The sequence below is a fragment of the Intestinirhabdus alba genome, assembly GCF_009711095.1.
Lineage (GTDB): Bacteria > Pseudomonadota > Gammaproteobacteria > Enterobacterales > Enterobacteriaceae > Intestinirhabdus > Intestinirhabdus alba.
This window is the reverse complement of sequence record NZ_WMJZ01000030.1, coordinates 14,429-39,566: the sequence shown is the minus strand read 5'-3', so window position 1 is coordinate 39,566 and position 25,138 is coordinate 14,429. Positions and strand designations below refer to the sequence as shown.

Sequence of the window (25,138 nt, the reverse complement as noted above, 5' to 3'; positions counted from 1 at the left end):
AACTAAAAGGAGAAGCAATTATGAGTGATAATGATAAAAACAGAAAGTCAAGAATAGAAAAAACAATAAAGCAAAAAATAGCCTCAGCGCAGATGCGTCTGAATCGTCTCAAGACCAAAGAGAAATCTTTATCCAAGAGCGCTGAGACACGCCTGAAGATCATCCTTGGTGCTGAAGTTGCTAAAGCTGTGGGCTGTAAAGTAGAAGACGTCGATAAGGAGTTTGTGTTAGGTATATTAATACATTTTCAAAATGTTGGTGCTGAGGATAAGGCAAGACTTAAATTAAAAGGGAGAATATTTCTTGAGTCTATAGTGGGAAGGAAGAAATAACTTTATGGTATTTATAGCACGTAAACAGGTTAACAAATTCAAATCACATTTCATGTATGATATCAAATTCATTATATGAATTAACATATTGAATTTTACGCCTTATGCTATAATATCATTATGATTTCATATAAAGGAGCTTATTATGAGAATATCTCAAGAAAAAAGATCACATATTATGAGGACAATACACTCAAAGAATACAAAACCTGAAATAATTGTTGAGGGAATTCTGAGTAATCTTGATATTAATTATATGGCTCATTGTCATAGCCTATATGGTAAACCTGATTTTTTGTGCGAAGTATATAAAGCCGCAATATTTGTAAATGGTTGTTTCTGGCACGGTCATCAATGTCATATGTTCAGATCACCAGACTCTACGAACAAATATTGGGTAAGTAAATTGCAGAAAAATTCTGAAAGAGATATTCGCGTAGTCTCTATTTTAAATAACCTAGGTTATAAGTTCATTGTTGTTTGGGAATGCGCTTTAATCGGGAAAAGGAAATTAGACCCCCTTGTTCTACAGGATTGTCTTGAAGAGTGGCTTTTAGCTGGGAATGGAAATTGTGAAATAGATTCTAAAGGTTTAAAAGCTATGGTTTCGAGTATTTAACATTAAATTTGAATGAAATATTTTCTCTCACCCTTTCCAAATGTATGTACTTCCTCTTTCAGTTTTGGCGTTTTTTCATATGATTTGCGCAAGAGTCATTCTCGAGAAAATTTATACAAATCAATACTTTGTGGTTTATTGCGATTTTTTTGTAACTTTTGCTGTACACACATGAAATTTTGTTTATTATGTATATAAGATCAGGTTAAACCCAAGGTAACGAGAGTAACGAAATGACAACAGTTATTGCAACAGAAATTAAAAGCGAAAAAATACATTTGCGTATAACTCCCTCTCAGAAAGAAACTTGGAGAGCCTTAGCTGAAGCTCAAGGTCTTAGTTTGGCTGCTTGGATTGAAAATAAAATATCGATAGCTTTAGCATCAAACAATGACACTTTCCAAAAAGAAAAATATAAACTTATTTCTCTTTTTTCTGGTTGTGGCGGGATGGACTTAGGTTTTTGTGGTGGGTTTTCTGTACTAAATAAACAATATAAAAAAACAAAATTTGAAATAACTTGGGCAAATGAATTTAATCCTAATGCAGTTAAAACATATAAAAAAAATTTCAGCCATAATATAGCTGAGGGTGATATTTGGGAACTTATAGATTTAGTGCCTAACGAATGTGATGTTTTAATTGGTGGGTTCCCTTGTCAAGATATATCTATCAATGGCAAAAGAGCGGGCGTCGATGGTAAACGTAGTGGTTTATATCTTGCGATGGTGGAAGCAGTCAAACGCTCTCGCCCAAAAATTTTTGTCGCCGAAAATGTTAAAGGGCTTCTTATGAAATACAACGAGGAGTCGTTAGCTCGTGTTATTAAAGATTTTAGCGAACTCGGTTACAATGTTAGCTATAAACTTTATAATTCAGCTAATTTTGGAGTTCCTCAAACGAGAGAGCGCGTTTTTATAGTCGGGACTCTACACGGAAATCCACTCTTTAAAGAACCCGTTGATATACTGCATAAAAACGAATGGTTGACTTGTTATGATGCAATTCATGATTTAGAAAATATCGATGAAGATCGTATCTTTAACCATATCTGGAGTAAAGCAAAAAAAAGCCCAGACCAAGGAAGTAGGCGTTTGAAAGAAGATAAACCATCTCAGACCATAAGAGCCGAATGCCATGGTAATATACAATTTCATTATAAACTGGACAGACGTATCTCAATGAGAGAAGCCGCTCGTCTTCAATCATTTCCTGATAACTTTGTTTTTGAGTCAAATTTGAGAGAAACTGAAAGACAAGTTGGAAATGCAGTTCCTCCTGTTTTAGCTTGGCATTTAGCGCAAGCCGTTGAGGAATATTTAGACAAATTATAATAATCCATTAAACTTATTGATACCATGATTAGTAAAATATACTAATCATGGTACCCTTTATCCTCTCAATACTCAATCTCGGTAAATAAAGTCTCAGATGGTATCCATCCCACCGCATAAGAATCAGCCAAATTTAACCAGTATTTGATTCTTTCATTTCTGTGTATAATTACTCCCCAATACTCTTCAAATAATGCATCTTCTAATTCATCAAAAGCTTTAATCATCTCTTTTTCTATATCTTTCAATGCTCTTTCAAGATAATTTCCACCTCTTACTGGTGATGCTCGCATAGCGACACTTCCTGCGGAAAATAAATCCCTAGCCTGATTGCACAATATTCCATAGTATGTGAGGAGAAACATAGTCACATCATCATATTTTCCTGATGCGCGGCTTGATTTAACTATCTGCGGGCAGAGCACTGCTGATTCTGCTCTGTATTTCCTCTTTTCTGGCTGGGACAGTTTAGTATATAATCTGACCTCTAATGGTAGAGTCCTTTCATCTGGTTGATCATCAATCCACCAAAGCCTTTCACCGGGTTTCAATCTATTCTTTGCATATTTTCTAATGAAAGGCATTTTTTCTTCCGGGCTTAACACTCTAAAATCATTATAGGCTATATTCAATTTATCAAATAACGGCTCTTTAGCATTTATTTCCACCTCAAACCTTGGAACATGTGATGTTCTTACATGCATTATGCATTCTTCATAGCGACCCCATTTAGCATCGGGTACACCGCCAGTTTTTCCAAATAAGAGATATACATAATCTACTCCTTGCTTTCGACTTCCCTCAAAGATACTGTTTGCTATTGATCTCCATGTATTGTTATCTGAGTATTTTACCTCTACACCAAAATTTCCAATAATTATATCCGGAAATTCTTGCGCTGGGGGACTCATGTCTACAGACAACCCCATTTCAGTTAATAAATCACCTAAAACTTCCCTAACCCTTTGCTCAAATCCTCTCGAGTTGTGATATTTACTTGATGTATTCAGATCCTGAGAGAGTCTTTCAGTCGCCTTCGTGAGTAACTTTTCAAAAAGCATGCGTTCGATCATTTTCTTCTACTTCTTCCTTATCCGTATGTATCACTAGATTACAACGATATACGCCTCCGTCACAAGTTAGAAAGAATTCATAAAAATCATAATGATAAAGGCTATGCTTGCACGGGGAGCCACTGAATTACAAGATGATGTATCTGAAGCCTCAACTCGCACCTCAATGTGTGATGTATATACAAAATTCTTTTACGAAAGATATAATGCCTGTTGTTAGTGTTGTTTTTCACTCATCTCTTCTGTTAAAATTACTTTTATAATATTAACAGCACTGTATTTTTGTAAGGTATACTATGACATCTACTAATTCTAACAGTGCATCATGCGACAATATAAAGTTCAAATATTATCTTTATTTTTTATCTTTGTGGATTTTATTTCTATCTGTTTCAATAATGTCCTTTGATTGGGTTTTTATTGAAAGATTGGTTAGATTTATTTTATTGAAGTATACATTTGAGGATGTATTTAACAACTTTAACAAGTTAAAAGTCAGGAACTTTGTTTTCATTTTCTGTATTTCGATGGTTTTTTCGGGTATTTCATCTGTAGTATATTTATTTTCATCGTTATCAAGAGGTTGGGGAAGCACTCATAAAGTGAGTAACGTTAAAAATCAAACGCATGAACATCTTGAATTTTTAACTACTTATGTTATGCCTCTTGTATTCACTGACGTTAATAGCAAAAGAACAGTAATCAACCTGCTGCTGATGATTTGTTTTATCGGTGTTATTTATGTCAGGACAAACAGATTTTATGCCAACCCATCGTTGGCAATACTTGGCTTCAGGTTATATAAATGTGTTATTAAAAATGATCCTTCTGGTAAGGAGTACACAGTAATATGTAGGGGGAAAATGTCTAATGATTGTCAAGTTAAAATAAAGAAAATTGATGATGATACTCTGATCGCAAAACTTATTTGATCTTATCAGGAGTCATGTTGAATGAAAAATGAATTAGAGGCCTTCGTTCAAAATAATGGTCTTACAGGTGAGATGTTTTTCATTATAAACGATAATGACAACTATATTTATCGACGTGTTATTTTACATGATGAAAATACTGAACCTCTCATCACTGAAAATTTCAAAAAATCTATCACTGATGAAATTATAAAGAGAATATCTATTAACGATAATGGTGATGCAATAATAGATAATATCACGGATATGAATTATGAACATAAAGGTGTTTACTATTTTGATATCGCCAGCGAAGATAAAAGCACTATCATTAAAATAATTGAAGAAATATCGTCGTTGACAGTTGCTGACAACCCTATTGACTTTAAATTCAATGACGTAAATCTCGATAACATTATTGGTCTTGTTTATCACATGAGTGATGGTGATAAAAATATTTTTTTGTATCAACATAGATACCCCAACTTTTTACACAAAAAATCAAGGCTCTCATTTTTAGGTGAGGGGGATGTATTAGTTCCTATACCTTACGATATGATAAACATATCCAAAGTAATTGATTTTTTTGTTTTTGATGGAATTAGTTATGCTATTAACATTAAATTATTAGAAGAAAGATATGGACTTACTCAAGTAATTGACAATATGGTTTCTGAAGTAACTCCAAAAATCATTGAAATGGAGATTGTCAATAAATCTGTCTTAGCCGAGCCAGAGAAAATCTTCGACGATATGAAAGATGATCGCGGTTTCATGAGAAAATTAGCCAGAGTTCTTAAAAACGGAATATTGGAACTAAATATCGATGTTAACATTGTTAATGAGATAAAGACTAGTTTCCCCACAATAGGAAGGAATATTGATATAATTAATGATGATAATGGTATACAATATATAAAGCTGACAAGTAAAGCACGCAAAAAAGCTTTTATCAGATTGTTGAATGATGAAGCCGTACGTTCAGTCTTAACACAAAAGCCATCGATTGCACAAAATCACAAACCTGAAAAAAATAACACTCCCACATGATGTAATAAATTCGTAAAAAAGGGCTTCTCAGCCCTCTTTTTACAACGAACTGTCAGTCTTTAAAATCGTAAGGTCGTAATATCCCTTTACGGTTGGCATCAAGATAGTCAGCCCACCACTGAAGCATTAGCCTCCGCTCATCGAGATGTTCAGCAAGATGGATGTAAGCAGCGCGAACGTTATTACGCTCCTGATGGCTCATCTGACGTTCAACAGCATCTTTTGACCATAAACCGGACTCGATCAAGGCACTGCAGGCCATAGAGCGGAAACCATGTCCACAAACTTCCGTTTTAGTGTCGTAGCCCATTTTACGAAGCGCGTTGTTGATAGTGTTTTCACTCATGGGCTTATAGGCATAATGATCACCAATGAAGATGATTTCCTGATCTCCACTGAGCTTCTGAATTTCTCTCAAGGTGGCTAAAGCCTGCTTGCTTAATGGAACAAGGTGAGGGGTTTTCATCTTAGAGCCACGGCTGGAGTGTTTCACCCCTTGAAGTTCCTCACGTTCCGCAGGTATCGTCCAAAGCGCATTCCTGAAATCAATTTCTGACCAACGGGCAAAACGCATCTCACTTGAACGAACAAAAGTCAGTAAAGTGAGTCGCACAGCAAGGCGGGTTAGCTGTCTTCCTCTATAGCTCTCAATACGGCTGAGAAGCTCTGTAATGCGTTCAAACGGAAGAGCCGGGCGATGGACTCGTTTTGCTGTTGCAATGGCACCTGCTAAGTCCTGTGCAGGATTACTATCGATAATACTGTTATGGACAGCATATCGCATGATAGCGGTGATACGTTGCTGGAGACGAGCAGCAATCTCAAGATGCCCGGACTTTTCAGCCGCCTTAATTGGTTGGAGTAGGTCACGGGTTTTGAGGTCGGTAATGTTTCGTTTACCAATAACAGGGAACACATGATTGATAAGGCTGTTCATTACCCTTTCAGCATGTGTTTCTGACCATTTGATGTTGCTTGCATGCCAGTCTCTGGCAACGGACTCAAAAGCAAGAGCGCCGCTTTGCTCTACCTTTTCTGTTTTTTTCTTTTCGGAGGGGTCGATACCAGCAGCAATTAATCTTCTGGCATCATCTCTACGGTTACGGGCATCAGCAAGAGAGACAGCAGGGTAGACCCCAAGAGCCAGTAGCTTTTGTTTTCCTGCAAAGCGGTATTGTAGACGCCAGTATTTGGAGCCATTGGGATGAATAAGAAGATGCATGCCGTTGCCGTCAGTGAGCTTTACAGGCTTGTCGGCGGGCTTGGCATTTCTTACCTTGACATCAGTGAGAGCCATCGTTTACCCCTCCCTGTGATGGTACAAAACGTATCGAACTAACAATACCAACAGATATACCATCAAGGCAATGTGGATGTTGATGAATGTTAGTGAACGTCAGTAAGGGGGATAAAGTAGATATTTTGTTGACTTTAAAAAGAAAAACGGACGTCAGTGGACGTCCGTGTATGAATAAGTGGTGCCCGGACCCGGAATCGAACCAGGGACACGCGGATTTTCAATCCGCTGCTCTACCGACTGAGCTATCCGGGCAACGGGGCGCATTAAACCCGATCCGCTCCGTTTCGTCAACGAAATTTCTTTAAATCAGCGCGGACTGCGCAAACCATCGCCATTTTGCCGCTATTGCGAACGTTTCAGGCGACAAAAGCGCTCCAGAGGGCGGAGAGCGGCATCGCCAGCGCCAGCGCGGGCAGCATATTCACCACCGCAAACATCTTGATTCCGCAGATGCGCAGGCCCGTCGCCAGCAGCAGCAGCCCGCCCACCGCGCTGAAATCGGCCATCATGGTCGGGGTGGTCAGCGGTAAAATCTGCGCGGCGCAGGCGGCAAGCGCCAGCTGAATAACCAGCATCGGCACGCAGATCGCCGAAACGGCAATGCCCAGCGAGCAGGCGAAGATCATCGCGGTGAAGAAATCCAGAAAGGACTTGGCGATTAAAATGCTCGGGTCGCCGGTCATACCTTCACGCATTGCGCCAAAGATCCCGGTGCCGCTGGCGCAGAACAGAACGATGATGGCGACAAAGTTCTGGATAAAGGCATCGTAGGCTGGTTTATTGCCCGGCTTTGCAAACAGCCGCTGCGCCTTCGCCACCGCGCCGTTAATGCCCTTTTCCAGATAACAAAACTCGCCGATTAGCGCGCCGATCAGCGTTGCCAGCACCATGACCGGCAGATTGGCGCATTTAACCACCAGCAAAATGCCAATGCCAAGGGAGGCCAGCCCGAAGATAGAGGTCATCGAAGCGCGAATACGCTCCGGCAGGCGCTGGCCGAGAAGGGTGCCGAGAATACCGCCCGCCAGGACGGCTCCGGCGTTAATAAAAGGTCCAGTTACCACGTAAACTCCTGTCATTACCGGCATCAACCGGCGTGAAGAACCGCTTCCGATGGGGTTATTATGCCCACAACTCGTTCCGCCATGCCTGCTTCACTTCATGAAAACGCTGGGTTGTACAGCGCAACGACCGCCGGGGACCGTAAACAGCGACAGCAGCCGGTTCAGGAGATAATACGACAAAGGGGGGCAGCTCCGCTTTCCCCCCCTTTGTTGACCGCTGATTAATGCGCGACGGGCGGCGTTCCGCCCGGAACGCGAACGTGCTTATAGCGGAACAGCGCCATAAAGGCGAAGGCCAGAATCAGCGAATAGCTGGCGAAAATTAACCAGACGCTCTGCCAGTCGGTGATATCGTTCAGGGTGAAGTGCTCCACCACTTTGCCGCTTGCCATGCCGCCGAGAATGCAGCCGAAGCCGTTGGTCATCATCAGGAACATCCCCTGGGCGCTGGCGCGGATCTCAGGGCGCACCTCTTGCTCTACAAAGACCGATCCGGAAATATTAAAGAAGTCGAAGGCGCAGCCGTAGACAATCATCGACAGCACCAGCAGGATCGTACCGAACGGCGTCGGGTCGCCGTAAGCGAACAAACCGAAGCGCAGCATCCACGCCAGTATGCTGATCAGCATAACGTTTTTAATACCGTAGCGGCTCAGGAAAAACGGGATGGTCAGGATAAACAGCGTTTCGGAAATCTGCGAAATGGACATCATCACCGAGGCGTGCCGTACGATGAAGCTGCCGGCGAACAGCGGATCTTTATCGAAGCTGTGCAGGAAGGTGTTGCCGAACATATTGGTGATCTGCAGCTCGGCACCCAGCATCATGGCGAAGATAAAGAAAATCGCCATCCGCTTGTTTTTAAATAACGCAAAGGCGTCCAGGCCGAGCATCGTACTCCAGCTCTGCTCTTTCTGCTGCCGGGCGACCGGGATGTGCGGCAGGGTCAGGGTAAACAGCGCCAGCAGCAGCGACAGCGTCGCGCCGATGTACAGCTGTATATGGCTCAGCTCGAAGCCAGAAAAACTGACCCCCCACATCGCCAGAATAAAGCCAATGGTGCCCCAGATGCGGATCGGCGGGAAGCTGGTAACAATATCCAGCCCGGCGGACTGCAGGCGATAGTAGGAGATGGTGTTAATCAGCCCCAGGGTTGGCATATAGGCCAGCGAGTTCAGCAGGATCACAATGAACATCGCCCCCGGCGTGGTGACGCCTGCGGCGATAAATAGCGTCGCGGCACCCATCAGATGACACAGGATATAGACCCATTTCGCGCTGAGCCATTTGTCGGCCACGATGCCTAACAGCGTCGGCATAAAGAGGGCGGCAATCCCGAGGGAGCTGTACACCGCCCCCACCGAGGCACCGTCGAATTTCAGGGTGACGAACATATAGGAGCCGAGGGTGGTTAACCAGCTCCCCCAAAGGCAGAACTGCAGAAAGGAGAGGACTTTCAGCTGCAGCTTAAGATTCACGTTATTTTCCTCACACGGTGAAGCGGATGGATGTTTTAAAAAACATAATTATTGCGGACTTATGATGGGATCTTATCAAAGGCGGACGATGATTTAGTGTTAGCTGTGGCAAATATCTGCAAGCAAATTCAGTTTGCAGTGCAAAAGAGTGATGCGGTTCAAACTATATTTCTTCACCGTTCGCGAATGCCGCTGGCGGTCATTCAGATCCGGGGCGGGGGCAGAACCGTAATATCCGGCTATTCCAGATGCCCGGCCCGGTGGGACGCGAGGCAGAAGCGCGGTCAGGCTTGATCGGGCGTTTGGCCGCCTCCTGCGCCCCGGAGAGGGGCGGGAGGACGGCGGTTTTTACTTCCGGAGCCAGGCTTTCTGCGCGGTGTTCACTTTATAGAGATAGTGCCGCGATTCGGCGGAGGGATGGCGGGTCGTCAGGGCCTGGTAAACCTCGCCCGGCGACAGGCGGTTAATTATCGATGCCGCCTGCGCCTTGTCGTTGGAGAAGATGCGCAGCACGCTGCCCGCCCCGCCGTTATAGGCGGTAATCACCGCGTAGCGGCGCGACGTCGGGTTGGCAATGCCGCTCAGGTAGACGTTATTGAGCATCGCCAGGTAGGCGGTGCCGGTATCGATATTGCTGGCAGGATCGAACAGATAGCTGCGGCTTGGGGTGCCGGATTTCCCCTGCGAGCGGAAAACGTCCTTCCCGGCCGAGTGCTGGACAACCTGCATCAGCCCGAGGGCGTCGGAGCGGCTCACCGCGTAGGGGTTGAAGGAGGATTCGGTCTGCATAACCGCCAGAATCAGTGACTCATCCACGCCATATCTGCGCGAGGCCTCGCGCACCATGCCGAGATATTTATGCGCGCGCTTATCCAGATGGTTCGGTACAAGGTCAATGGTCACGCTGTAGATCAGGCGAATGCCGCTGCTGCGGCTTTTCAGACGGCTCTGCAGCAGATAGTCGGCGAAATTGCTGGCGCGCCCCTCCCAGCGGATGGGCTGGCCGGTATTATCCACCACCTGGCCGTAGAGGAACGGCTCCCGGGAGATCTGAATATCATCGACGTCGGAATAGAGATCGATAGAGCCAGGATCGTCGCCCATCAGCAGGGTGCTGATAATGGCCCGGCGCAGGTGGGCGGCGGGTTCGGTTCCGGCGATGGTCTCAACGGTAATGGTGCCGTCGGTAAAATTAATATGGCTGCGGGTCTGGTAGCCGTCGGTATACTTGACGTAGTCCTTCGGACCGGCTATCAGGACCTCCTGATAGCCCCATAAATTTTCAATATTGTGGGCGAACTGCCCCATCAGAATATCAAAACCGTTGGTATCTTTGATCCAGGCTTCATTATAGCTGTCGCCTTTTTTAGTCGAGCTGGAGCAGGATATGAGCAACGGCGCAATCAGCGTTAGCGCGAGAAGTTTTTTCATCTTTCCGTGGGTGCGTGTTGTGTAGGGTTCAGCGACGGTTTGCCGGGAGAGGCTGCGTGTCCCCACCCCGGCAGTGCGCCCGACGCTATTTTTTCTCTTCCGGCGTATAGCCTTCGATATGTACGTCCTTGCCTTCGAAGAGGAAGCTCACCATCTCCTGCTCCAGCAGCTTACGGTGCCCGGCGTTCATCATGTTGAGCTTTTTCTCGTTGATCAGCATCGTCTGCTTATGCTGCCACTGCGCCCACGCCTCTTTGGAGATCTCGTTATAAATGCGTTTTCCCAGCTCCCCCGGATACAGCTGGAAGTCCTGGCCTTCGGCTTCACGCTGCAGGAAAGTACAAAAAATGGTTCTGCTCATAAATGATCCTCTTTAGTGACCGGGCGGCTTACGTCAGCGCACCGGTACTTAACTGCTGTAACAAACGCTCCACGGGGGCCGCCAGTCCGACCGACGGCGGTTGCGCTAAGTTATACCAGAGCGCGTTAACTTCATCCATGCACGAGCTGAATGAAGACACGGGAAGCCACAAAGGCACAACCTCCAGGTGAAAGTGGCTGAAGGTATGGCGAAATGCGTTAAGCTGGGTCAAAGTATCGGCCGGAATATGCCGCTGCGCCAGCCAGTCGCGCAGGCTCGCCTCGTCGGCAAACTGCGGAAAACAGTACAGGCCGCCCCACAGGCCGCTCGGCGGGCGCTGCGTCAGCAGCACTTCGTTCTGATGCTGCAGCAGCAGAAAGTAGCCCGTCCGCTCCGGCAGCGTCTGCTTCGGCTTCTTGCCGGGATAGCTCGCCCAGCTTTGGCTGGCGGCGGCGATACAGCCCTCCTGCAGCGGGCAGAGCGTGCACTTCGGCCTGGAGCGGGTGCAGATCATCGCCCCCAGATCCATCATCGCCTGGTTGAAGCGCGCCACGCCCTGCGCCGGCGTGACCTCCGCGCTAAGCTCCCACAGACGCTTTTCAACCTCCTTTTTCCCCGGCCAGCCGCCGATCGCACAGTAGCGGGCCAGCACGCGCTTCACGTTGCCGTCAAGGATGGGAAAGTGCTGATCCAGCGCCAGCGACAGCACCGCTCCGGCGGTGGAGCGCCCGACGCCCGGCAGTGCCGCCACTTCGTCGAAGGTTTCAGGGAATTTGCCGCCGTGCAGGGAAGCGATCCGCTGCGCCGCCTTGTGCAAATTGCGCGCGCGGGCGTAGTAGCCCAGCCCGGTCCACAGGTGCAGCACGTCGTCGAGGGGGGCGCGGGCGAGATCGGTTACCGTCGGAAAGCGCGCCATAAAGCGCTCAAAGTAGGGAATGACCGTCGCCACCTGGGTCTGTTGTAGCATGACCTCCGAGAGCCATACCTTGTAGGGCGTCTTCTCCACCTGCCAGGGCAGGGTTTTTCGTCCATATTTATCGTACCAGCCCAGGACCTGGGCAGAAAATTGCGCCGCTTGCATGGATACCAAACTCACTATTGCCGGGGGGCTGATTGCAGCACAGCGGCAGCAGGGTGTAAACCGGAACATTCCGCAGCGACGTTGCTTCCTTTACTTGCATCCGGCAACTAACTTTGGATAATGCCCGTTTTCAAAACATACTCACATGCAAAGTTGATTTTTATGAAAAACGACGTCATTTCACCGGAATTTGATGAAAACGGCCGCCCGCTGCGGCGGATCCGTAGTTTTGTTCGTCGTCAGGGGCGGCTGACGAAGGGGCAGGAACATGCGCTGGAAAACTACTGGCCGGTGATGGGCGTTGAGTTTAGCGAAGAACCCCTTAACTTCGTCGCCCTGTTTGGCCGCGACGCCCCGGTTACCCTGGAGATTGGTTTCGGGATGGGCGCTTCGCTGGTGGCGATGGCGAAGGCGCGCCCGGAGCAGAACTTCCTCGGCATTGAGGTCCACTCGCCGGGCGTGGGGGCCTGCCTGGCCGCCGCCCATGAAGAGGGAGTGACCAACCTGCGGGTGATGTGCCACGACGCGGTGGAGGTGCTGCATACCATGATCCCCGACGCCTCGCTGGATATGGTGCAGCTGTTTTTCCCCGATCCGTGGCATAAGGCGCGGCATAATAAGCGGCGCATCGTCCAGGTGCCATTTGCGGAGTTTGTTAAAAGTAAGCTGAAGCCGGGGGGCGTTTTCCATATGGCCACCGACTGGGAGCCTTATGCGCAACATATGCTGGAGGTGATGTCCTCCATCGACGGCTATCAGAATTTATCGGAAAGCAACGATTATGTACCGCGCCCGGCGTCGCGTCCGGTAACCAAATTTGAACAGCGCGGTCATCGTCTTGGCCACGGCGTATGGGATTTAATGTTCGGGAGAGTGAAATAATGGCAAAAAACCGTAGCCGTCGACTGCGTAAGAAAATGCATATCGACGAGTTCCAGGAGTTAGGCTTTTCGGTGGCCTGGCGTTTTCCGGAGGGCACCACGGAAGCACAGATCGACCGGCGCGTCGACGACTTTATCAATGAAGTTATTGAGCCGAACGGGCTGGCCTTCGACGGCAGCGGTTATCTGGCCTGGGAAGGGCTGATCTGTATGCAGGAGATCGGCAAATGCACCGGGGAGCATCAGGCGACCGTGCGCCAGTGGCTGGAGGCGCAGGGGCTGGAAGAGGTGCGCACCAGCGAACTTTTTGACGTCTGGTGGGACTAACAAGAGATAAAGGGCCAGCATCTGCTGGCCCGTTTCGTCTGAGGGAGTAATTATGATGCGTAAAACGCTGCTGGCTGCGGCTTTACTGACCACTACACTCGCCGCGCACGCGGAGTACAAATGTGACGTTACGCCGCGGGACGACGTGATCCTCAGCCCGCAAACGGTGCAGGTAACGGGCGAAAACGGCAACCTGGTCATCACGCCGGACGGTAACCTGACGTTTAACGGCAAGGCCTACACCCTGAGCGCGGCGCAGCGCGAGCAGGCGAAGGACTATCAGGCGGCGCTGCGCAGCAGCCTGCCGTGGATCGATGAGGGTGCCCGCGCGCGCGTTGAGAAAGGCCGCGCGGCGCTGGACAAAATCGTCGCCAGCGAAGTAGGCGAAAGCAGCAATATGCGCAGCCGCCTGACGAAGCTGGACGCCCAGCTAAAGGCGCAGATGAACCGCATTATCGAGCATCGCGCCGACGGCCTGACCTTCCACTATAAGGCGATCGATCAGGTACGCGCCGACGGGCAGCAGCTGGTCAATCAGGCGATGGGCGGCATTCTGCAGGACAGCATCAATGAAATGGGTGCCAAAGCTGTGCTCAAGGGCGGCGGCAACCCGCTGCAGGGCGTGCTGGGCAGCCTCGGCGGCCTGCAAACCGCCATTCAGAACGAGTGGAAAAGCCAGGAAAAAGACTTCCAGCAGTTTGGTAAAGAGGTCTGCCGCCGCGTCGTCACCCTGGAAGAGAGCCGCAGGACGCTGGTTGGCGGCCTGAAATAAGATTTATACCCGTCATACTTCAGGCCGCATGTGTGTTGGCTTCGGGTTACTCGTCTCATCCATGANATTTATACCCGTCATACTTCAGGCCGCATGTGTGTTGGCTTCGGGTTACTCGTCTCATCCATGAGCTGCGCGGCGTTCAAATCTGCTCCCGACAGATTTGTCATTCATCCCGGTCACCGTGTTCGCTATGCTCCCGGGGATAAATGAGGGACATCCCTGTCCCTCACCGAAGACGACCTGCGGTCGGGCAAATTCGTTCCTGACGAATTTGTCGCTCACTTGCCGCGTAATTCGGCCCGCGGCCTCACCCCTTTGGCTGTTCAAAACGCGCTGCGTTTTGTCATGCAACTCGAATTATTTAGGGTATCTCTCTTCGGCGCGGGGCCGCCGCGCCGTGCTTCCGTCGTCTCGTTTTGATAACTGCCTCCGGTTTTAACAAACTGAAAAATATATTTATCTGGTTAATTGTATGCAGTCACATTATTCGTCTGCGGCGCTGGGATAATGCAGCAAATTTACATAGCAGAAGAGAAAATAACATGGAATTTTTCAGGAAAACGGCGCTGGCCGCACTGGTTATGGGATTCAGCGGCGCGGCGCTCGCCCTGCCCAACGTCACGATCTTAGCCACCGGCGGGACCATCGCCGGGGGCGGTGACTCTGCCACCAAATCAAACTACACGGCGGGCAAGGTCGGCGTGGAAAATCTGGTGAAGGCCGTTCCGCAGCTGAAGGAGATCGCCGTTGTGAAGGGCGAACAGCTGGTCAACATTGGCTCGCAGGATATGAACGACGAGGTATGGCTGACCCTGGCGAAGAAAATCAATAGCGAGTGCGACAGCACCGACGGCTTTGTCATTACCCACGGCACCGACACCATGGAGGAGACCGCTTACTTCCTCGACCTGACGGTGAAGTGCAACAAGCCGGTGGTGCTGGTGGGGGCGATGCGGCCATCCACCTCCATGAGCGCCGACGGCCCGTTCAACCTCTATAACGCGGTGGTAACGGCGGCGGATAAAGCCTCCGCCAACCGCGGCGTGCTGGTGGTCATGAACGACACGGTGCTGGACGGCCGCGACGTTACCAAAACTAACACCACCGACGTCGCCACCTTTAAATCCGTCAACTACGGGCCGCTGGGCTACATCCATAACGGCAAAATTGACTATCAGCGCACCCCGGCGCGTAAGTTCACTACCTCTACGCCGTTCGACGTCTCGAAGCTGAACGCGCTGCCGAAGGTGGGGATCGTCTATAACTACGCCAACGCCTCCGCTCTGCCGGCGAAAGCGCTGGTGGCGGCGGGTTATCAGGGGATCGTCAGCGCGGGCGTCGGCAACGGCAACCTGTATAAGTCGGTTTTCGACACCCTGGCCAGCGCCGCCCATAACGGTACGGTAGTGGTGCGTTCGTCCCGGGTGCCGACGGGCTCCACCACCCGCGATGCGGAAGTGGACGATACGAAATATGGTTTCGTCGCCTCCGGCTCGCTGAACCCGCAGAAAGCGCGCGTTCTGCTGCAGCTGGCCTTAACGCAGACCACCGATCCCCAGCGGATCCAGACGATGTTTAACCAATACTAAGGCGGAGAAGCCGCCCGCAAAGGCAGGCGGCGTCCTGTCGGGCATAACCGGCCCGGCGGACGCCGTGTTACCGGGGGCTATTCCGCCAGGAACCGCTCCAGCAGATCGTTGAGAAACAGCTTGCCGCGCTCGGTTATCTGCCAGTGCCGCGCGCTTTCGTTCAGGTAGCCCCGGGCGATAGCCTCGTCTAACTGCGGGCGAATTACCGCCTCATCCAGCCCCGTAAAGTCGGTAAACTCCCGGCGCGGGGCGGCCTCCAGCAGCCGGAAGCGGTTCATAAAGAATTCAAACGGCCTGTCGGCGTCCGCGACCTCGCGCTGGCTCTCCAGATAGCGCCCCTGCATATAGCCGCGCGGATGGCGCGTTTTAGTGGTGCGCAGAATTCGCCCCTCCGGAAAGGTTATTTTGCCGTGGGCACCGCAGCCGATCCCCAGATAGTCGCCAAAGCGCCAGTAGTTGAGGTTATGCTCGCACTGAAAGCCCGGCTTCGCCCAGGCCGAGGTTTCGTACTGCTGATAACCTGCGGCGGCCAGCAGCCGGTGGCCCTGTTCAAAAATGTCCCACAGGGCGTCGTCGTCCGGCAGGATTGGCGGGCGCGAGCCGAACAGGGTATTTGGCTCAATGGTCAGCTGATACCAGGAGAGGTGGGGGGGATTCAGCGCAATCGCCTGGCGCAGATCCTCCCGCGCCTCTTCCAGCGTCTGGTCCGGCAGGCCGTGCATCAGATCGAGGTTGAAGCTGCGCAGCCCCAGCCCGGCGGCGAGGCGCGCGGACCGCTTTGCCTCCTCCGGGCCGTGAATACGCCCCAGGCGCTGCAGCTTCGGCGCGCTGAAACTCTGCACGCCGATGGAGATGCGGTTTACCCCGGCGCGCTGATAGTCGGTGAAGCGGTTCGCCTCCACCGTTCCCGGATTGGCCTCCATGGTGATCTCCACGTCCGCCGCCACGCTGAGCCGGGCGCGCACCCCGTCCAGTAGCGCCTGCATCGCCGGACCGGAGAGCAGGCTTGGGGTGCCGCCGCCGATAAAAATCGTCTGCACGTCACGCCCCTGGGCGTACGCCGCGTCGGCGGCCAGATCCCTCAGCAGATGCTGCACATAGTCGTCGTGCGGCACCTCGCCCTTCAGCGCGTGGGAATTAAAGTCGCAGTACGGACATTTCTGCACGCACCAGGGAATGTGAATGTAAAGACTCAGCGGCGGCAGCTTAACCATTGCGCAGGGCGTCCAGCAGCAGCTTCAGCGCCTGCCCGCGGTGGGAGACCGCGATCTTCTCTTCGCGGGTCAGCTCGGCGGCGCTTTTCCCGGCCGACGGCACAAAGAAGATCGGATCGTAGCCAAAGCCGCCGCTGCCGGTAGCCTCGCGGGCTATGACGCCCGGCCAGCTGCCGTGGCACACCAGCGGCGTCGGGTCTTCGGCGTGGCGCAGATAAACCAGCACGCAGTGGAAGCGCGCCTGGCGCGCGTCGTCAGGCACCTCCTGCATCGCCCGCAGCAGCTTTTCCAGATTCTCCCGGTCGCTGGCCTCTTCGCCGGCGTAGCGGGCGGAGTAGATGCCCGGCGCGCCGCCCAGGGCGTCTACCGCGAGACCGGAGTCGTCGGCGATAGCGGGCAGGCCGGTGGCCTTCGCCGCATGGCGCGCCTTGAGGATCGCGTTTTCAATAAAGGTCAGGCCGGTCTCTTCGGCGGAGTCGACGCCAAGCTCGGTTTGCGCCACCACGTCAAGGCCGAAGTCGCTGAGCAGCGAAGCCAGCTCGCGCACTTTACCGGCGTTGCCGGTAGCGAGAACAACTTTTTGCATAAAGGAATACCTAATCAGTTAACGCCGCGATTTCTGGCGGGATCTGCTGTGGGTGAATAATTTTTACCTGCTTGTGGCGGCCCAGCTCGCCTTTCTCAATGATGACCTGGCTTTTCGCCACGCGAAACTGCTTGCCGAGAAACTTCACCAGATGGCCGTTGGCCTGGCCATCCACCGGCGGCGCGGTGATGGCGACCTTTACTTCGTCGCCGTGCAGGCCAACGATGGCGTCGCGGCTGGCCTTCGGCTGGATATAGAGCCGCAGCACCAGCCCCTCTTCGCAGGGGGAGACAGCGCTCACGCCCAGCTCCAGATATAGGCCAGCGGTATGGCGATATTGCTTAACAGCTCGGTGACGCCCATGTTGATGACGTACATCAGCAGGACCAGGATCATCGGCGAGAAGTCGATGCCGCCCATTGCCGGTAAAAGGTTACGGATGGGTCGCAGCAGAGGCTCCGTCAGCTGAATTAACACGTACTCTACCGGGCTGCGTCCCCGGCTTACCCAGCTCATGATTGACAACATAAGCACAACCCAGAAGAGGAGCGAGCCTGTGGTCTTTATCAGGATGAGCGCCGCAGAAAAAATAATGTAGATGCCGGAGACGGAAACATAGGGGTTTAAAAAGACCTTACCCACGCTGAGCAGCAGCGCAATCAGCAGGGACGCGGTATCCACCGGACCCAGCGCCGGGATCAGGCGACGCAGGGGGCCAACGACAGGCTGCGTGGCCTTCACAATAAATTGCGCAAACGGATTATAAAAATCACAGCGTGCCCACTGCATCCAGATTCGTAACAGCAATATCATCGTATAAATCTGGATGACCAGTGAAAGGAGAGTGGACAACGTATTCATGGCGTTCCTCGGTTTTCCTTAATTATTAGTGTAATGGCGTGCGCCAAAGATGGCAGTGCCGATGCGCACCATCGTGCTGCCCGCCGCGATAGCGGCTTCCATATCGTCCGACATGCCCAGGGACAGAGTGTCAACGTCGGGGTAGTGCGTTTTCAGGCCGGCAAATGCTACCGCCATTTGCCGGGCGACTTCAAACTGCCTTACATAATCTGACTCAGGGGCCGGGATCGCCATCAGCCCGCGCAGGCGCAGGCGCGGCAGCCCGGCCACCTGCGCCGCCAGCGCGTCAAGTTCGCCGGGGGCAATGCCCGACTTGCTGTGCTCGTCGCTGATGTTGATCTGAATCAGCACGTTCAGCGGCGGCATATCCGCCGGGCGCTGTTCGCTGAGTCGGGCGGCGATGCGCAGGCGGTCGATGGTATGGCACCAGTCGAAGTGCTCCGCCACGAGGCGGCTTTTGTTGGACTGCAGCGGGCCGATGAAATGCCACTGCAGCCCTTCCGTACCCTGCTCGCGGAAGTGCAGAATTTTTTCCACACCCTCCTGAACGTAATTTTCGCCAAACGCCCGCTGCCCGGCGGCAGCGGCCTCTGCGATAGCGCTCGCAGGTTTAGTTTTACTGACTGCAAGCAGCGTAATTTCTTCCGGAGACCGGCCGCAACTCGTCGCGGCGGCGGAGATTTTGTCCCGGACCTGTGCCAGATTATGCGCGATATCGTTCATTTTCCGAGGTTGTCCGTATGGATATGCAAGAAATGGTGGCCCTTAGTGTAAAGCATAACGTCTCGGATCTACACCTGAGCAGCGCGTGGCCCGCCCGCTGGCGCAGGCGGGGGCGGGTGGAGGAAGCCCCCTTTGCCGCCGTTGACGTCGACGGGCTGTTGGCGCGGTGGCTCGACGAGGCGCAGCGGGCGGCGCTGCGGGCGAACGGCCAGCTTGATTTCGCGATCTCGCTGGCGGACGGCCAGCGGCTGCGGGCCAGCGCCTTCGCCCAGCGGCAGGGAATTTCGCTGGCGCTGCGGCTGTTGCCAACCCGCTGTCCGACCCTTGCGACGCTGGGCGCGCCGCCAGCGCTGCCGCCGCTGCTCGGCGAAGAGAACGGGCTGATTCTGGTGACCGGAGCCACCGGCAGCGGCAAATCCACCACCCTGGCGGCGATGGTGGATTTTCTCAATCAGCATGTCGATGCTCATATTCTGACGCTGGAAGATCCCGTTGAGTACCTCTATACCAGCCGGCGCTGCCTGATCCAGCAGCGGGAGGTTGGCGTGCACTGCGCCTCCTTTGCCGCCGGGCTGCGCGCGGCGCTGCGCGAAGATCCGGACGTCATTCTGCTGGGCGAGCTGCGGGACGGCGAGACCATCCGCCTGGCGCTGACGGCGGCGGAGACCGGGCATCTGGTGCTGGCGACCCTGCACGCCCGCGGCGCGGCGCAGGCGGTGGAGCGGCTGCTGGATGTTTTTCCGGACGGGGAGAAAGCGGCAGTGCGCCACCAACTGGCGGGCAGCCTGCGCGCGGTGCTCTCCCAGCGGCTGGAGGCGGATAAACAGGGCGGGCGGCTGGCGCTGTATGAGCTGCTGATCAATACGCCGGCGGCGGGGAATCTCATCCGCGAGGGAAAGTCCCACCAGCTGCCGCACGTGATGCAGACCGGGCAGCAGGCGGGGATGGTGACCTTTGCCCTGAGCCTGCAGCAGCGGCAGGCCGAGGGGCGGCTTTAGGCCATGTTCCTTAACCGTTCGTGAGCGTCAACGCCACGCCCGGTTACAAGGGACACCGCCTGGCACAGGTTAAGGGGGTAAACCGCGGGCAGCGCGCCGGCGGTGGCGACGATCTCCAGGCGGATTTCGCTGACCTCCGGCGCTGCGTCAAAGCGAGGCCGGCAGACGGAGTGGCGGCTTCGGGTTACCTCCGCCAGCAGCGCGCCGTCGCCCCACAGGCGGTAGTGGGTAATGCAGTGCGGGGAGAGCGGGGCGTGGTGGCCCATCTGCACCGTCTCCATGGCGTTGTCGAAGTCGTTATCCTGCACCAGCGTCAGGCTGCTTATTCGCTGTGGCGTCGGCCAGCGCCAGCTCGCCGTCGGCTGCGGGCACCCAGCCGCTGGCCTGCAGCAGCTGCTGCAGCAGGGAGACGCGCTCCCTGGAGGCCAGCTCGCGCGGCGTCAGGCTCTGCTGGCTGCACAGCGCCGCCGCCCGGTGTCCATTCCGCCGCGCTGGCCTTCGCCGGAACGTGGCAGATTGACGACGCGGCGGAGGCGGAGCGCCTGGGACAGCTTGCCTCGCTGACCCGTCTTATCACTCAATAGCGATCCGATCGGCCTGACGAAGAGGCGGCGAATAGCCGTCGCTTGTTATGTGTTTCTTTTGTAGAAACAATGGGGCGGGTGCAAACGATCCCGCCATAAAATGTGACCAGGATCGAAGGATTAGGCGGAAAAGCGGATCAGTAGCCCTGTTCGAAGTAGCTTTCGAGGATCACAACGGCGGAGGCGGAGTCCACCTTGCCCTTGCTGAGCGCGCGGTAGCCGCCCTGCCCGAACAGGCCGGAGCGCGCCTCCACGGTGCTGAGTCGCTCGTCGTGCAGGGCGACCGCCACGCCGAAACGGCCGTGCAGTCGGTTGGCGAATTTGCGGGCGCGGACGGTGAGCGGCTGCTCCGTACCGTCCATGTTCAGCGGTAGCCCGACAACGATCGCCTCCGGCTGCCACTCGTTAATCAGCCGCTCAACCAGGCTCCAGTCCGGGGTGCCGTCCTGCGCCTTCAGCGCCGGCAGCGGACGGGCGGTGCCGGTAATGCGCTGCCCGACGGCCACGCCGATGCTTTTGGTGCCGAAGTCAAAGGCCAGTAAGGTTCCGCTCATCAGGCGTGCCCCGCCACGCCGGGCATGGTCAGAATATCGATCCCGATGAGCCTGGCGGCGTCGCGCCAGCGGTCGGCAATCGGCGTTTTGAACAGGATGTTGAGATCGGCAGGCGCGGTCAGCCAGACGTTGTCCAGCAGCTCCTGCTCCAGCTGGCCCTTCTCCCACGAGGCGTAGCCCAGCGCCACCAGCACGTCGGCGGGCTGCTCCGGGGTGCCTAACGACTCCAGCACGTCGCGGGAGGTGGTGATCACCGTGTTATCCGAAATGCGGATGCTCGACGAGAAGCGCGACGGCGGCGTGTGCAGAATAAAGCCCCGATCGTCAGCCAGCGGGCCGCCAATCATCACCGCTCTGTCCAGGCGAATCGCCGGATCGCGCGGCTCAGGCTCGATCTTCAGCTTTTCCAGAATCCCGTCAACCTGCAGATTCTCCAGCGGTTTATTGATGACGATCCCCATTGCTCCCTCTTCGTTGTGCTCGCAAACGTACACCACGGAGCGGCGGAAAATCGGGTCCTGGAGAGCGGGCATGGCAATAAGAAAATGATGCTGTAAATTCATTGGCAGAGGTTCTGTTTCCGGATTCAAAAATTCGTCAGGATGGCAAGGCCGGAGTGGGCGTCAAAGCGCCGCCGTCCGGCGTTCCCTCTATTTTTGCAGGCGCGCTTCGATGGCGTCCATCAGCATCCCGGTAATGGACACCGGGTACGCGGCTTCGATCTCGCGAATGCAGGTCGGGCTGGTGACGTTAATCTCCGTCAGGCGGTCGCCGATAATATCGAGGCCGACAAAAATCAGCCCTTTGGCCTTCAGGGTTGGCCCGACGCGGCGGGCGATCGCCAGATCGCTGTCGGTCAGCGGACGCGGTTCGCCTCGGCCGCCGGCCGCCAGGTTGCCGCGGGTTTCGCCGCCCTGCGGAATACGCGCCAGGCAGTAGGGCACCGGCTCGCCGTCGACCACCAGCACGCGCTTGTCGCCATCCTTAATGGCCGGCAGATAGTTCTGGGCCATGCAGTAGCGGCTGCCGTGTTCCGTCAGGGTCTCAGCGATCACCCCAAGGTTCGGATCGCTCTCCTTCACCCGGAAGATGGAGGCACCGCCCATGCCGTCCAGCGGCTTAAGAATGATATCACCGTACTTCTGCCAGAAGGTCTTCAGCTGCGCTTTGTTACGGGTGACCAGCGTTTCCGGAGTCAGGTCGGAGAACCAGGCGGTAAACAGCTTTTCGTTGCAGTCGCGCAGGCTCTGGGGCTTGTTGACGATCAGCGTCCCTTTCTCTTCCGCGCGCTCCAGAATATAGGTGGCGTAGATAAACTCGGTGTCGAACGGCGGGTCCTTACGCATCAGAATCACGTCCAGATCGGCCAGCGGCAGCGCCTGCTCGGTGCGGAATTCGTACCATTTGTCGTAGCTCTGCGCGACGCTGAGGGTGCGCGTGCGGGCGCGGGCCTCGCCGTTTTCCAGATACAGATCGGCCATCTCCATATAATGAAGTTCGTAACCGCGGCGTTGCGCCTCCAGCAGCATAGCGAAGCTGGAGTCTTTTTTAATGTTGATGCTTGCGATGGGGTCCATCACGATGCCGAGCTTGATCATGGTTCTTCTCCGTTGATGCTTCAACCCAGGTCGCCAAAACGCACCTGCAGCGCGGTAATGGCGGTGAGCGCAGTTGTTTCTGTACGCAGAACGCGGGGGCCTAACAGGATATCAGTAAACTGATAGCGGGCGGTCATGGCAATTTCATCCGCCGACAGGCCGCCTTCCGGGCCGATCAGCAGGCGTACGCGCTCCACCGGCAGCGGCAGGGTGTTGATGCTGGCGCTGGCGCGCGGGTGAAGGTTTAGCTTCAGGCCCGTCTCCGGCTCGGCGCACCAGGCCTGCAGATCCATCGCCGGGCGGATCTCCGGCACCCGGTTGCGGCCGCACTGCTCGCAGGCGGCGACGGCGATTTTCTGCCACTGCTGGCGCTTTTTTTCCAGACGTTCGGCGTCCAGTTTAACCCCGCAGCGCTCAGAAAACAGTGGCGTAATGAGGCTTACCCCCAGTTCGATGGATTTCTGGATGGTGAACTCCATTTTTTCGCCGCGCGACATCACCTGACCGAGGTGGATATGCAGCGGCGACTCGCGATCGTCGATCTTCCCCTGCCGCACGCTGACCTCCACGCTCTTTTTGCTGGCGCTGACGATTTCGGCGTCGAAGACCTGGTTGCTGCCGTCGAACAGCTGCAGGGCCTGTCCCGGACCCATGCGCAGCACGCGGCCGATATGGTTGGCGGCATCGTCGCTCAGGGCGAACCGGCTGCCGACCGTGACGGGCTGAGGATGATAAATGCGGGGAATACGCATAGTAAAAAATCCGCGTCTTGACCCCACGCGCGCTGGCGTGGGGAAGGTTAAAAATGATTCCCGCCAGGCCGCGTCCCTTGCTGGTGCATAAGGGGCGCTGGCGGCCATTCAGGCCCGGAGCGTCGCCGCAGATGTGGCGATCGGCGCGCCTGCGCAGTGCTGCCGGGCGCGTACTTCGGCCGTCGGGGCTGGCCGTTATTTACGCGGCTTCGCCCTGATGACGAGCTTTCAGCGCGGCGTCGACGCCGCGCCCGGTTAAGGGGCGCAGCCTAGTGTAAGTTAGCTGTTTCGCGCCTGGCAAGCGCGCTGTACATAAGGGTTATGGTTTCCCTGCACCCTGGCGATGCGCGCGTCGCGCGTACACTCCCAGTCGGTAACCGGGTAGAGTCGGTTCCAGGCGTTAAAGAGCTGGGTCTGCTGGCGGGAGAGGTTCAGGTGGTAGCGGTCGCGCATATAGAAATAGGTTCGGGCGATAATGCCCCGGGCGCGGGCGGGCGGTTCGGCCACCTTCTGTTTAAAATCCACTTTCATCGCGCACTGGCCGTACTGGCCTTCGCCACCGTTCCACTGGCCGTACATAAAGTTGCCGCGATCGCCGTTCACCTCGCCGACGGCGGGCTGCAGATTATGCATATCGCTTTCCATCTGCCGGTAGAGCGGATCTTTGGCGCAGTTTTTACGCCCGCCCTCCTGCCAGCACTGGCGCTGGTGGCCGAACTGCCAGGCGGGAACCACATGCTCCCATTCGACGCGGCTGGCGCGGTTCTCGTTTTTGCGCACCCGGTAGCCGCAGGAGGCCAGATCGAGCAGACCTTTTTTACCCTGCCAGCTGATTTTGCAGCCGCAGTAGAAATCGCCCGGCGCGTCGGCGTTGACCTTTACCCCGGCGCTTTTCGCCTGGGAAAAACTATGAATGCCCCCGGCCAGCGCCGGGGCTGAAAATGCCGCCAGCAGCGCGGCGGCAAGTGAGAAATGACGGTACATCACGAACTCCGTGTTAAAACGAGCCCGCAACGTAGCGAAAGTTGTTTCTGTATGCAATCAGGCAGAGCGGGAAAGTTCCCGATAGTTCTGTAAATCCAGGAGAATCTTAACGGGGCGCTGGCGCTTATTCAGGCCCGTGTGGGGAGGCCGGCGGCTGCGCCATCAGCGTTTCGCCGCAGCGGACGCAGCGATAGGTCGCTTCGCCGCGCACGACGCGGTTATGGCGGCGAACGGTCAGCTGATGCTCCTGACACCGACAGCGATAGGGATAAGTATTGCGGCGCACCGACTGCAGCGCAAAGCGGTGGGTGCGCCTGGCGGGCACTCCAAAGACGCTCTCCATCATCCATTTCCACTCTTTGCCGTGCGGCGCTTTTCTGCCGAAGTGTTGCCATACCAGCAGGTGCGCCAGCTCATGGGGCACCACCTCGACGATAAACGCCTCGACGTTTTCCATCAACAGCACCGGGTTCAGGCGGATTTCATAGCTTTCCGGCCAGGCGGTGCCCGCGGAGGTGCCGCGCTGGCTATAGACGAGCCGGGGTTCCGGGTAGCTGCGGTTAAGCGCCAGGTTGGCCTGGGCGAGCGCCTCCCGCAGGCGGCGCATTACGGCCTGCTGGACGGCGATAGGGAGACGGGCGGTTTTCATGGGGCCAGAGAATAGTGCCTGCGCAGGAT

Annotated in this window: 28 protein-coding genes, 1 tRNA gene and 1 pseudogene; 10 read left to right on the top strand and 20 right to left on the bottom strand. The window is 54.2% G+C overall.

Annotated features, from left to right (window positions below; all coding sequences use genetic code 11):
- Nucleotides 1-20 precede the first annotated feature (20 nt).
- The 3 genes from GJV78_RS18225 (at nucleotide 21) to GJV78_RS18215 (ending at nucleotide 2,285) form a co-directional block, all read left to right on the top strand.
- On the top strand, nucleotides 21-332 hold the full coding sequence (locus tag GJV78_RS18225) for a conjugal transfer protein TraD (RefSeq protein WP_061351351.1): 312 nt from the start codon (nucleotides 21-23) through the stop codon (nucleotides 330-332).
- A gap of 145 nt (nucleotides 333-477) precedes the next feature.
- Nucleotides 478-951, top strand: coding sequence for a very short patch repair endonuclease (locus GJV78_RS18220; RefSeq protein ID WP_155109652.1), 474 nt, complete (start codon nucleotides 478-480; stop codon nucleotides 949-951).
- A gap of 233 nt (nucleotides 952-1,184) precedes the next feature.
- Nucleotides 1,185-2,285: a DNA cytosine methyltransferase gene (locus GJV78_RS18215; protein ID WP_061351349.1), complete on the top strand. Its 1,101-nt coding sequence runs from the start codon at nucleotides 1,185-1,187 to the stop codon at nucleotides 2,283-2,285.
- Between the two features lie 65 nt (nucleotides 2,286-2,350).
- Here the strand turns inward: GJV78_RS18215 and GJV78_RS18210 are convergent, their stop codons facing one another.
- Complete coding sequence (locus tag GJV78_RS18210; protein ID WP_000572863.1) at nucleotides 2,351-3,358, bottom strand: hypothetical protein; 1,008 nt, start codon at nucleotides 3,356-3,358, stop codon at nucleotides 2,351-2,353.
- 296 nt (nucleotides 3,359-3,654) lie between these two features.
- On the opposite strand from GJV78_RS18210, the gene kwaA reads away from it, so the two are divergent.
- Entirely contained in the window at nucleotides 3,655-4,290 is a 636-nt protein-coding gene (gene kwaA / locus GJV78_RS24045; RefSeq protein ID WP_000204790.1) for an anti-phage protein KwaA, read from the top strand.
- A gap of 21 nt (nucleotides 4,291-4,311) precedes the next feature.
- Nucleotides 4,312-5,319: a Kiwa anti-phage protein KwaB-like domain-containing protein gene (locus GJV78_RS18200; RefSeq protein ID WP_061351348.1), complete on the top strand. Its 1,008-nt coding sequence runs from the start codon at nucleotides 4,312-4,314 to the stop codon at nucleotides 5,317-5,319.
- A gap of 52 nt (nucleotides 5,320-5,371) precedes the next feature.
- Here the strand turns inward: GJV78_RS18200 and GJV78_RS18195 are convergent, their stop codons facing one another.
- The 7 genes from GJV78_RS18195 to mutY form a co-directional block, all read right to left on the bottom strand.
- Nucleotides 5,372-6,616 carry a tyrosine-type recombinase/integrase gene (locus GJV78_RS18195; protein ID WP_061351347.1) on the bottom strand — a complete coding sequence of 415 codons (1,245 nt, stop codon included), beginning with the start codon at nucleotides 6,614-6,616 and terminating at the stop codon, nucleotides 5,372-5,374.
- A gap of 179 nt (nucleotides 6,617-6,795) precedes the next feature.
- A tRNA-Phe gene (locus GJV78_RS18190) sits at nucleotides 6,796-6,871 on the bottom strand.
- Between the two features lie 104 nt (nucleotides 6,872-6,975).
- Complete coding sequence (locus GJV78_RS18185) at nucleotides 6,976-7,683, bottom strand: DUF554 domain-containing protein (RefSeq protein ID WP_167519635.1); 708 nt, start codon at nucleotides 7,681-7,683, stop codon at nucleotides 6,976-6,978.
- 221 nt (nucleotides 7,684-7,904) lie between these two features.
- Nucleotides 7,905-9,161 carry a nucleoside permease gene (locus GJV78_RS18180; protein ID WP_167519634.1) on the bottom strand — a complete coding sequence of 419 codons (1,257 nt, stop codon included), beginning with the start codon at nucleotides 9,159-9,161 and terminating at the stop codon, nucleotides 7,905-7,907.
- A 348-nt stretch (nucleotides 9,162-9,509) separates the two neighbouring features.
- Nucleotides 9,510-10,592, bottom strand: a complete 1,083-nt coding sequence (mltC, locus tag GJV78_RS18175) for a membrane-bound lytic murein transglycosylase MltC (RefSeq protein ID WP_155109650.1) — start codon at nucleotides 10,590-10,592, stop codon at nucleotides 9,510-9,512.
- Nucleotides 10,593-10,677: 85 nt separating this feature from the next.
- Nucleotides 10,678-10,953: an oxidative damage protection protein gene (locus GJV78_RS18170; RefSeq protein ID WP_155109649.1), complete on the bottom strand. Its 276-nt coding sequence runs from the start codon at nucleotides 10,951-10,953 to the stop codon at nucleotides 10,678-10,680.
- 28 nt (nucleotides 10,954-10,981) lie between these two features.
- Nucleotides 10,982-12,034 carry an A/G-specific adenine glycosylase gene (mutY, locus tag GJV78_RS18165; protein ID WP_155109648.1) on the bottom strand — a complete coding sequence of 351 codons (1,053 nt, stop codon included), beginning with the start codon at nucleotides 12,032-12,034 and terminating at the stop codon, nucleotides 10,982-10,984.
- A 162-nt stretch (nucleotides 12,035-12,196) separates the two neighbouring features.
- Here mutY and trmB point away from each other — a divergent pair, with 162 nt between their 5' ends.
- The 4 genes from trmB (at nucleotide 12,197) to ansB (ending at nucleotide 15,606) form a co-directional block, all read left to right on the top strand.
- The gene (gene trmB / locus GJV78_RS18160; RefSeq protein WP_155109647.1) at nucleotides 12,197-12,916 is read left to right on the top strand and encodes a tRNA (guanosine(46)-N7)-methyltransferase TrmB; all 720 of its coding nucleotides are present in this window, start codon (nucleotides 12,197-12,199) and stop codon (nucleotides 12,914-12,916) included.
- Nucleotides 12,916-13,242, top strand: a complete 327-nt coding sequence (locus GJV78_RS18155; protein WP_155109646.1) for a YggL family protein — start codon at nucleotides 12,916-12,918, stop codon at nucleotides 13,240-13,242. Before trmB ends, GJV78_RS18155 begins: the two co-directional genes overlap by 1 nt.
- 52 nt (nucleotides 13,243-13,294) lie before the next feature.
- The gene (locus tag GJV78_RS18150) at nucleotides 13,295-14,014 is read left to right on the top strand and encodes a YggN family protein (protein WP_155109645.1); all 720 of its coding nucleotides are present in this window, start codon (nucleotides 13,295-13,297) and stop codon (nucleotides 14,012-14,014) included.
- 545 nt (nucleotides 14,015-14,559) lie between these two features.
- The gene (gene ansB, locus GJV78_RS18145) at nucleotides 14,560-15,606 is read left to right on the top strand and encodes an L-asparaginase 2 (RefSeq protein ID WP_155109644.1); all 1,047 of its coding nucleotides are present in this window, start codon (nucleotides 14,560-14,562) and stop codon (nucleotides 15,604-15,606) included.
- A 77-nt stretch (nucleotides 15,607-15,683) separates the two neighbouring features.
- Here the strand turns inward: ansB and hemW are convergent, their stop codons facing one another.
- The 5 genes from hemW to GJV78_RS18120 are packed head-to-tail and all read right to left on the bottom strand — an operon-like array spanning nucleotide 15,684 to nucleotide 18,990.
- Complete coding sequence (gene hemW / locus GJV78_RS18140) at nucleotides 15,684-16,820, bottom strand: radical SAM family heme chaperone HemW (RefSeq protein ID WP_155109643.1); 1,137 nt, start codon at nucleotides 16,818-16,820, stop codon at nucleotides 15,684-15,686.
- A complete protein-coding gene (locus GJV78_RS18135) occupies nucleotides 16,813-17,406 on the bottom strand; it encodes an XTP/dITP diphosphatase (RefSeq protein WP_155109642.1) in 594 nt (197 codons plus the stop codon). Before GJV78_RS18135 ends, hemW begins: the two co-directional genes overlap by 8 nt.
- A 10-nt stretch (nucleotides 17,407-17,416) precedes the next feature.
- Nucleotides 17,417-17,707, bottom strand: a complete 291-nt coding sequence (gene yggU, locus GJV78_RS18130; protein ID WP_167519633.1) for a DUF167 family protein YggU — start codon at nucleotides 17,705-17,707, stop codon at nucleotides 17,417-17,419.
- On the bottom strand, nucleotides 17,704-18,267 hold the full coding sequence (locus tag GJV78_RS18125) for a YggT family protein (RefSeq protein WP_155109640.1): 564 nt from the start codon (nucleotides 18,265-18,267) through the stop codon (nucleotides 17,704-17,706). The genes yggU and GJV78_RS18125 overlap by 4 nt, the downstream gene beginning before the upstream one ends.
- An 18-nt stretch (nucleotides 18,268-18,285) precedes the next feature.
- Complete coding sequence (locus GJV78_RS18120) at nucleotides 18,286-18,990, bottom strand: YggS family pyridoxal phosphate-dependent enzyme (RefSeq protein WP_155109639.1); 705 nt, start codon at nucleotides 18,988-18,990, stop codon at nucleotides 18,286-18,288.
- Between the two features lie 17 nt (nucleotides 18,991-19,007).
- On the opposite strand from GJV78_RS18120, the gene GJV78_RS18115 reads away from it, so the two are divergent.
- Entirely contained in the window at nucleotides 19,008-19,988 is a 981-nt protein-coding gene (locus GJV78_RS18115) for a type IV pilus twitching motility protein PilT (RefSeq protein WP_155109638.1), read from the top strand.
- 65 nt (nucleotides 19,989-20,053) lie between these two features.
- Here GJV78_RS18115 and GJV78_RS18110 read toward each other — a convergent pair.
- The 7 genes and pseudogenes from GJV78_RS18110 to GJV78_RS18080 all read right to left on the bottom strand — a co-directional run.
- Nucleotides 20,054-20,371 (bottom strand): annotated as a pseudogene (locus GJV78_RS18110) (FAD-dependent oxidoreductase); the annotation flags it as partial.
- Between the two features lie 338 nt (nucleotides 20,372-20,709).
- Complete coding sequence (ruvX, locus tag GJV78_RS18105; protein ID WP_155109636.1) at nucleotides 20,710-21,126, bottom strand: Holliday junction resolvase RuvX; 417 nt, start codon at nucleotides 21,124-21,126, stop codon at nucleotides 20,710-20,712.
- Nucleotides 21,126-21,689, bottom strand: a complete 564-nt coding sequence (locus GJV78_RS18100) for a YqgE/AlgH family protein (RefSeq protein WP_155109635.1) — start codon at nucleotides 21,687-21,689, stop codon at nucleotides 21,126-21,128. The genes ruvX and GJV78_RS18100 overlap by 1 nt, the downstream gene beginning before the upstream one ends.
- An 87-nt stretch (nucleotides 21,690-21,776) precedes the next feature.
- A complete protein-coding gene (gene gshB, locus GJV78_RS18095; RefSeq protein WP_155109634.1) occupies nucleotides 21,777-22,724 on the bottom strand; it encodes a glutathione synthase in 948 nt (315 codons plus the stop codon).
- 20 nt (nucleotides 22,725-22,744) lie between these two features.
- Nucleotides 22,745-23,476 (bottom strand): 16S rRNA (uracil(1498)-N(3))-methyltransferase, encoded by a 732-nt coding sequence (gene rsmE, locus GJV78_RS18090; protein ID WP_155109633.1) that lies wholly within the window; start codon nucleotides 23,474-23,476, stop codon nucleotides 22,745-22,747.
- Between the two features lie 279 nt (nucleotides 23,477-23,755).
- Complete coding sequence (endA, locus tag GJV78_RS18085; protein ID WP_155109632.1) at nucleotides 23,756-24,460, bottom strand: deoxyribonuclease I; 705 nt, start codon at nucleotides 24,458-24,460, stop codon at nucleotides 23,756-23,758.
- Between the two features lie 124 nt (nucleotides 24,461-24,584).
- The gene (locus tag GJV78_RS18080) at nucleotides 24,585-25,109 is read right to left on the bottom strand and encodes a SprT family zinc-dependent metalloprotease (RefSeq protein ID WP_155109631.1); all 525 of its coding nucleotides are present in this window, start codon (nucleotides 25,107-25,109) and stop codon (nucleotides 24,585-24,587) included.
- Between the last annotated feature and the right edge of the window lie 29 nt (nucleotides 25,110-25,138).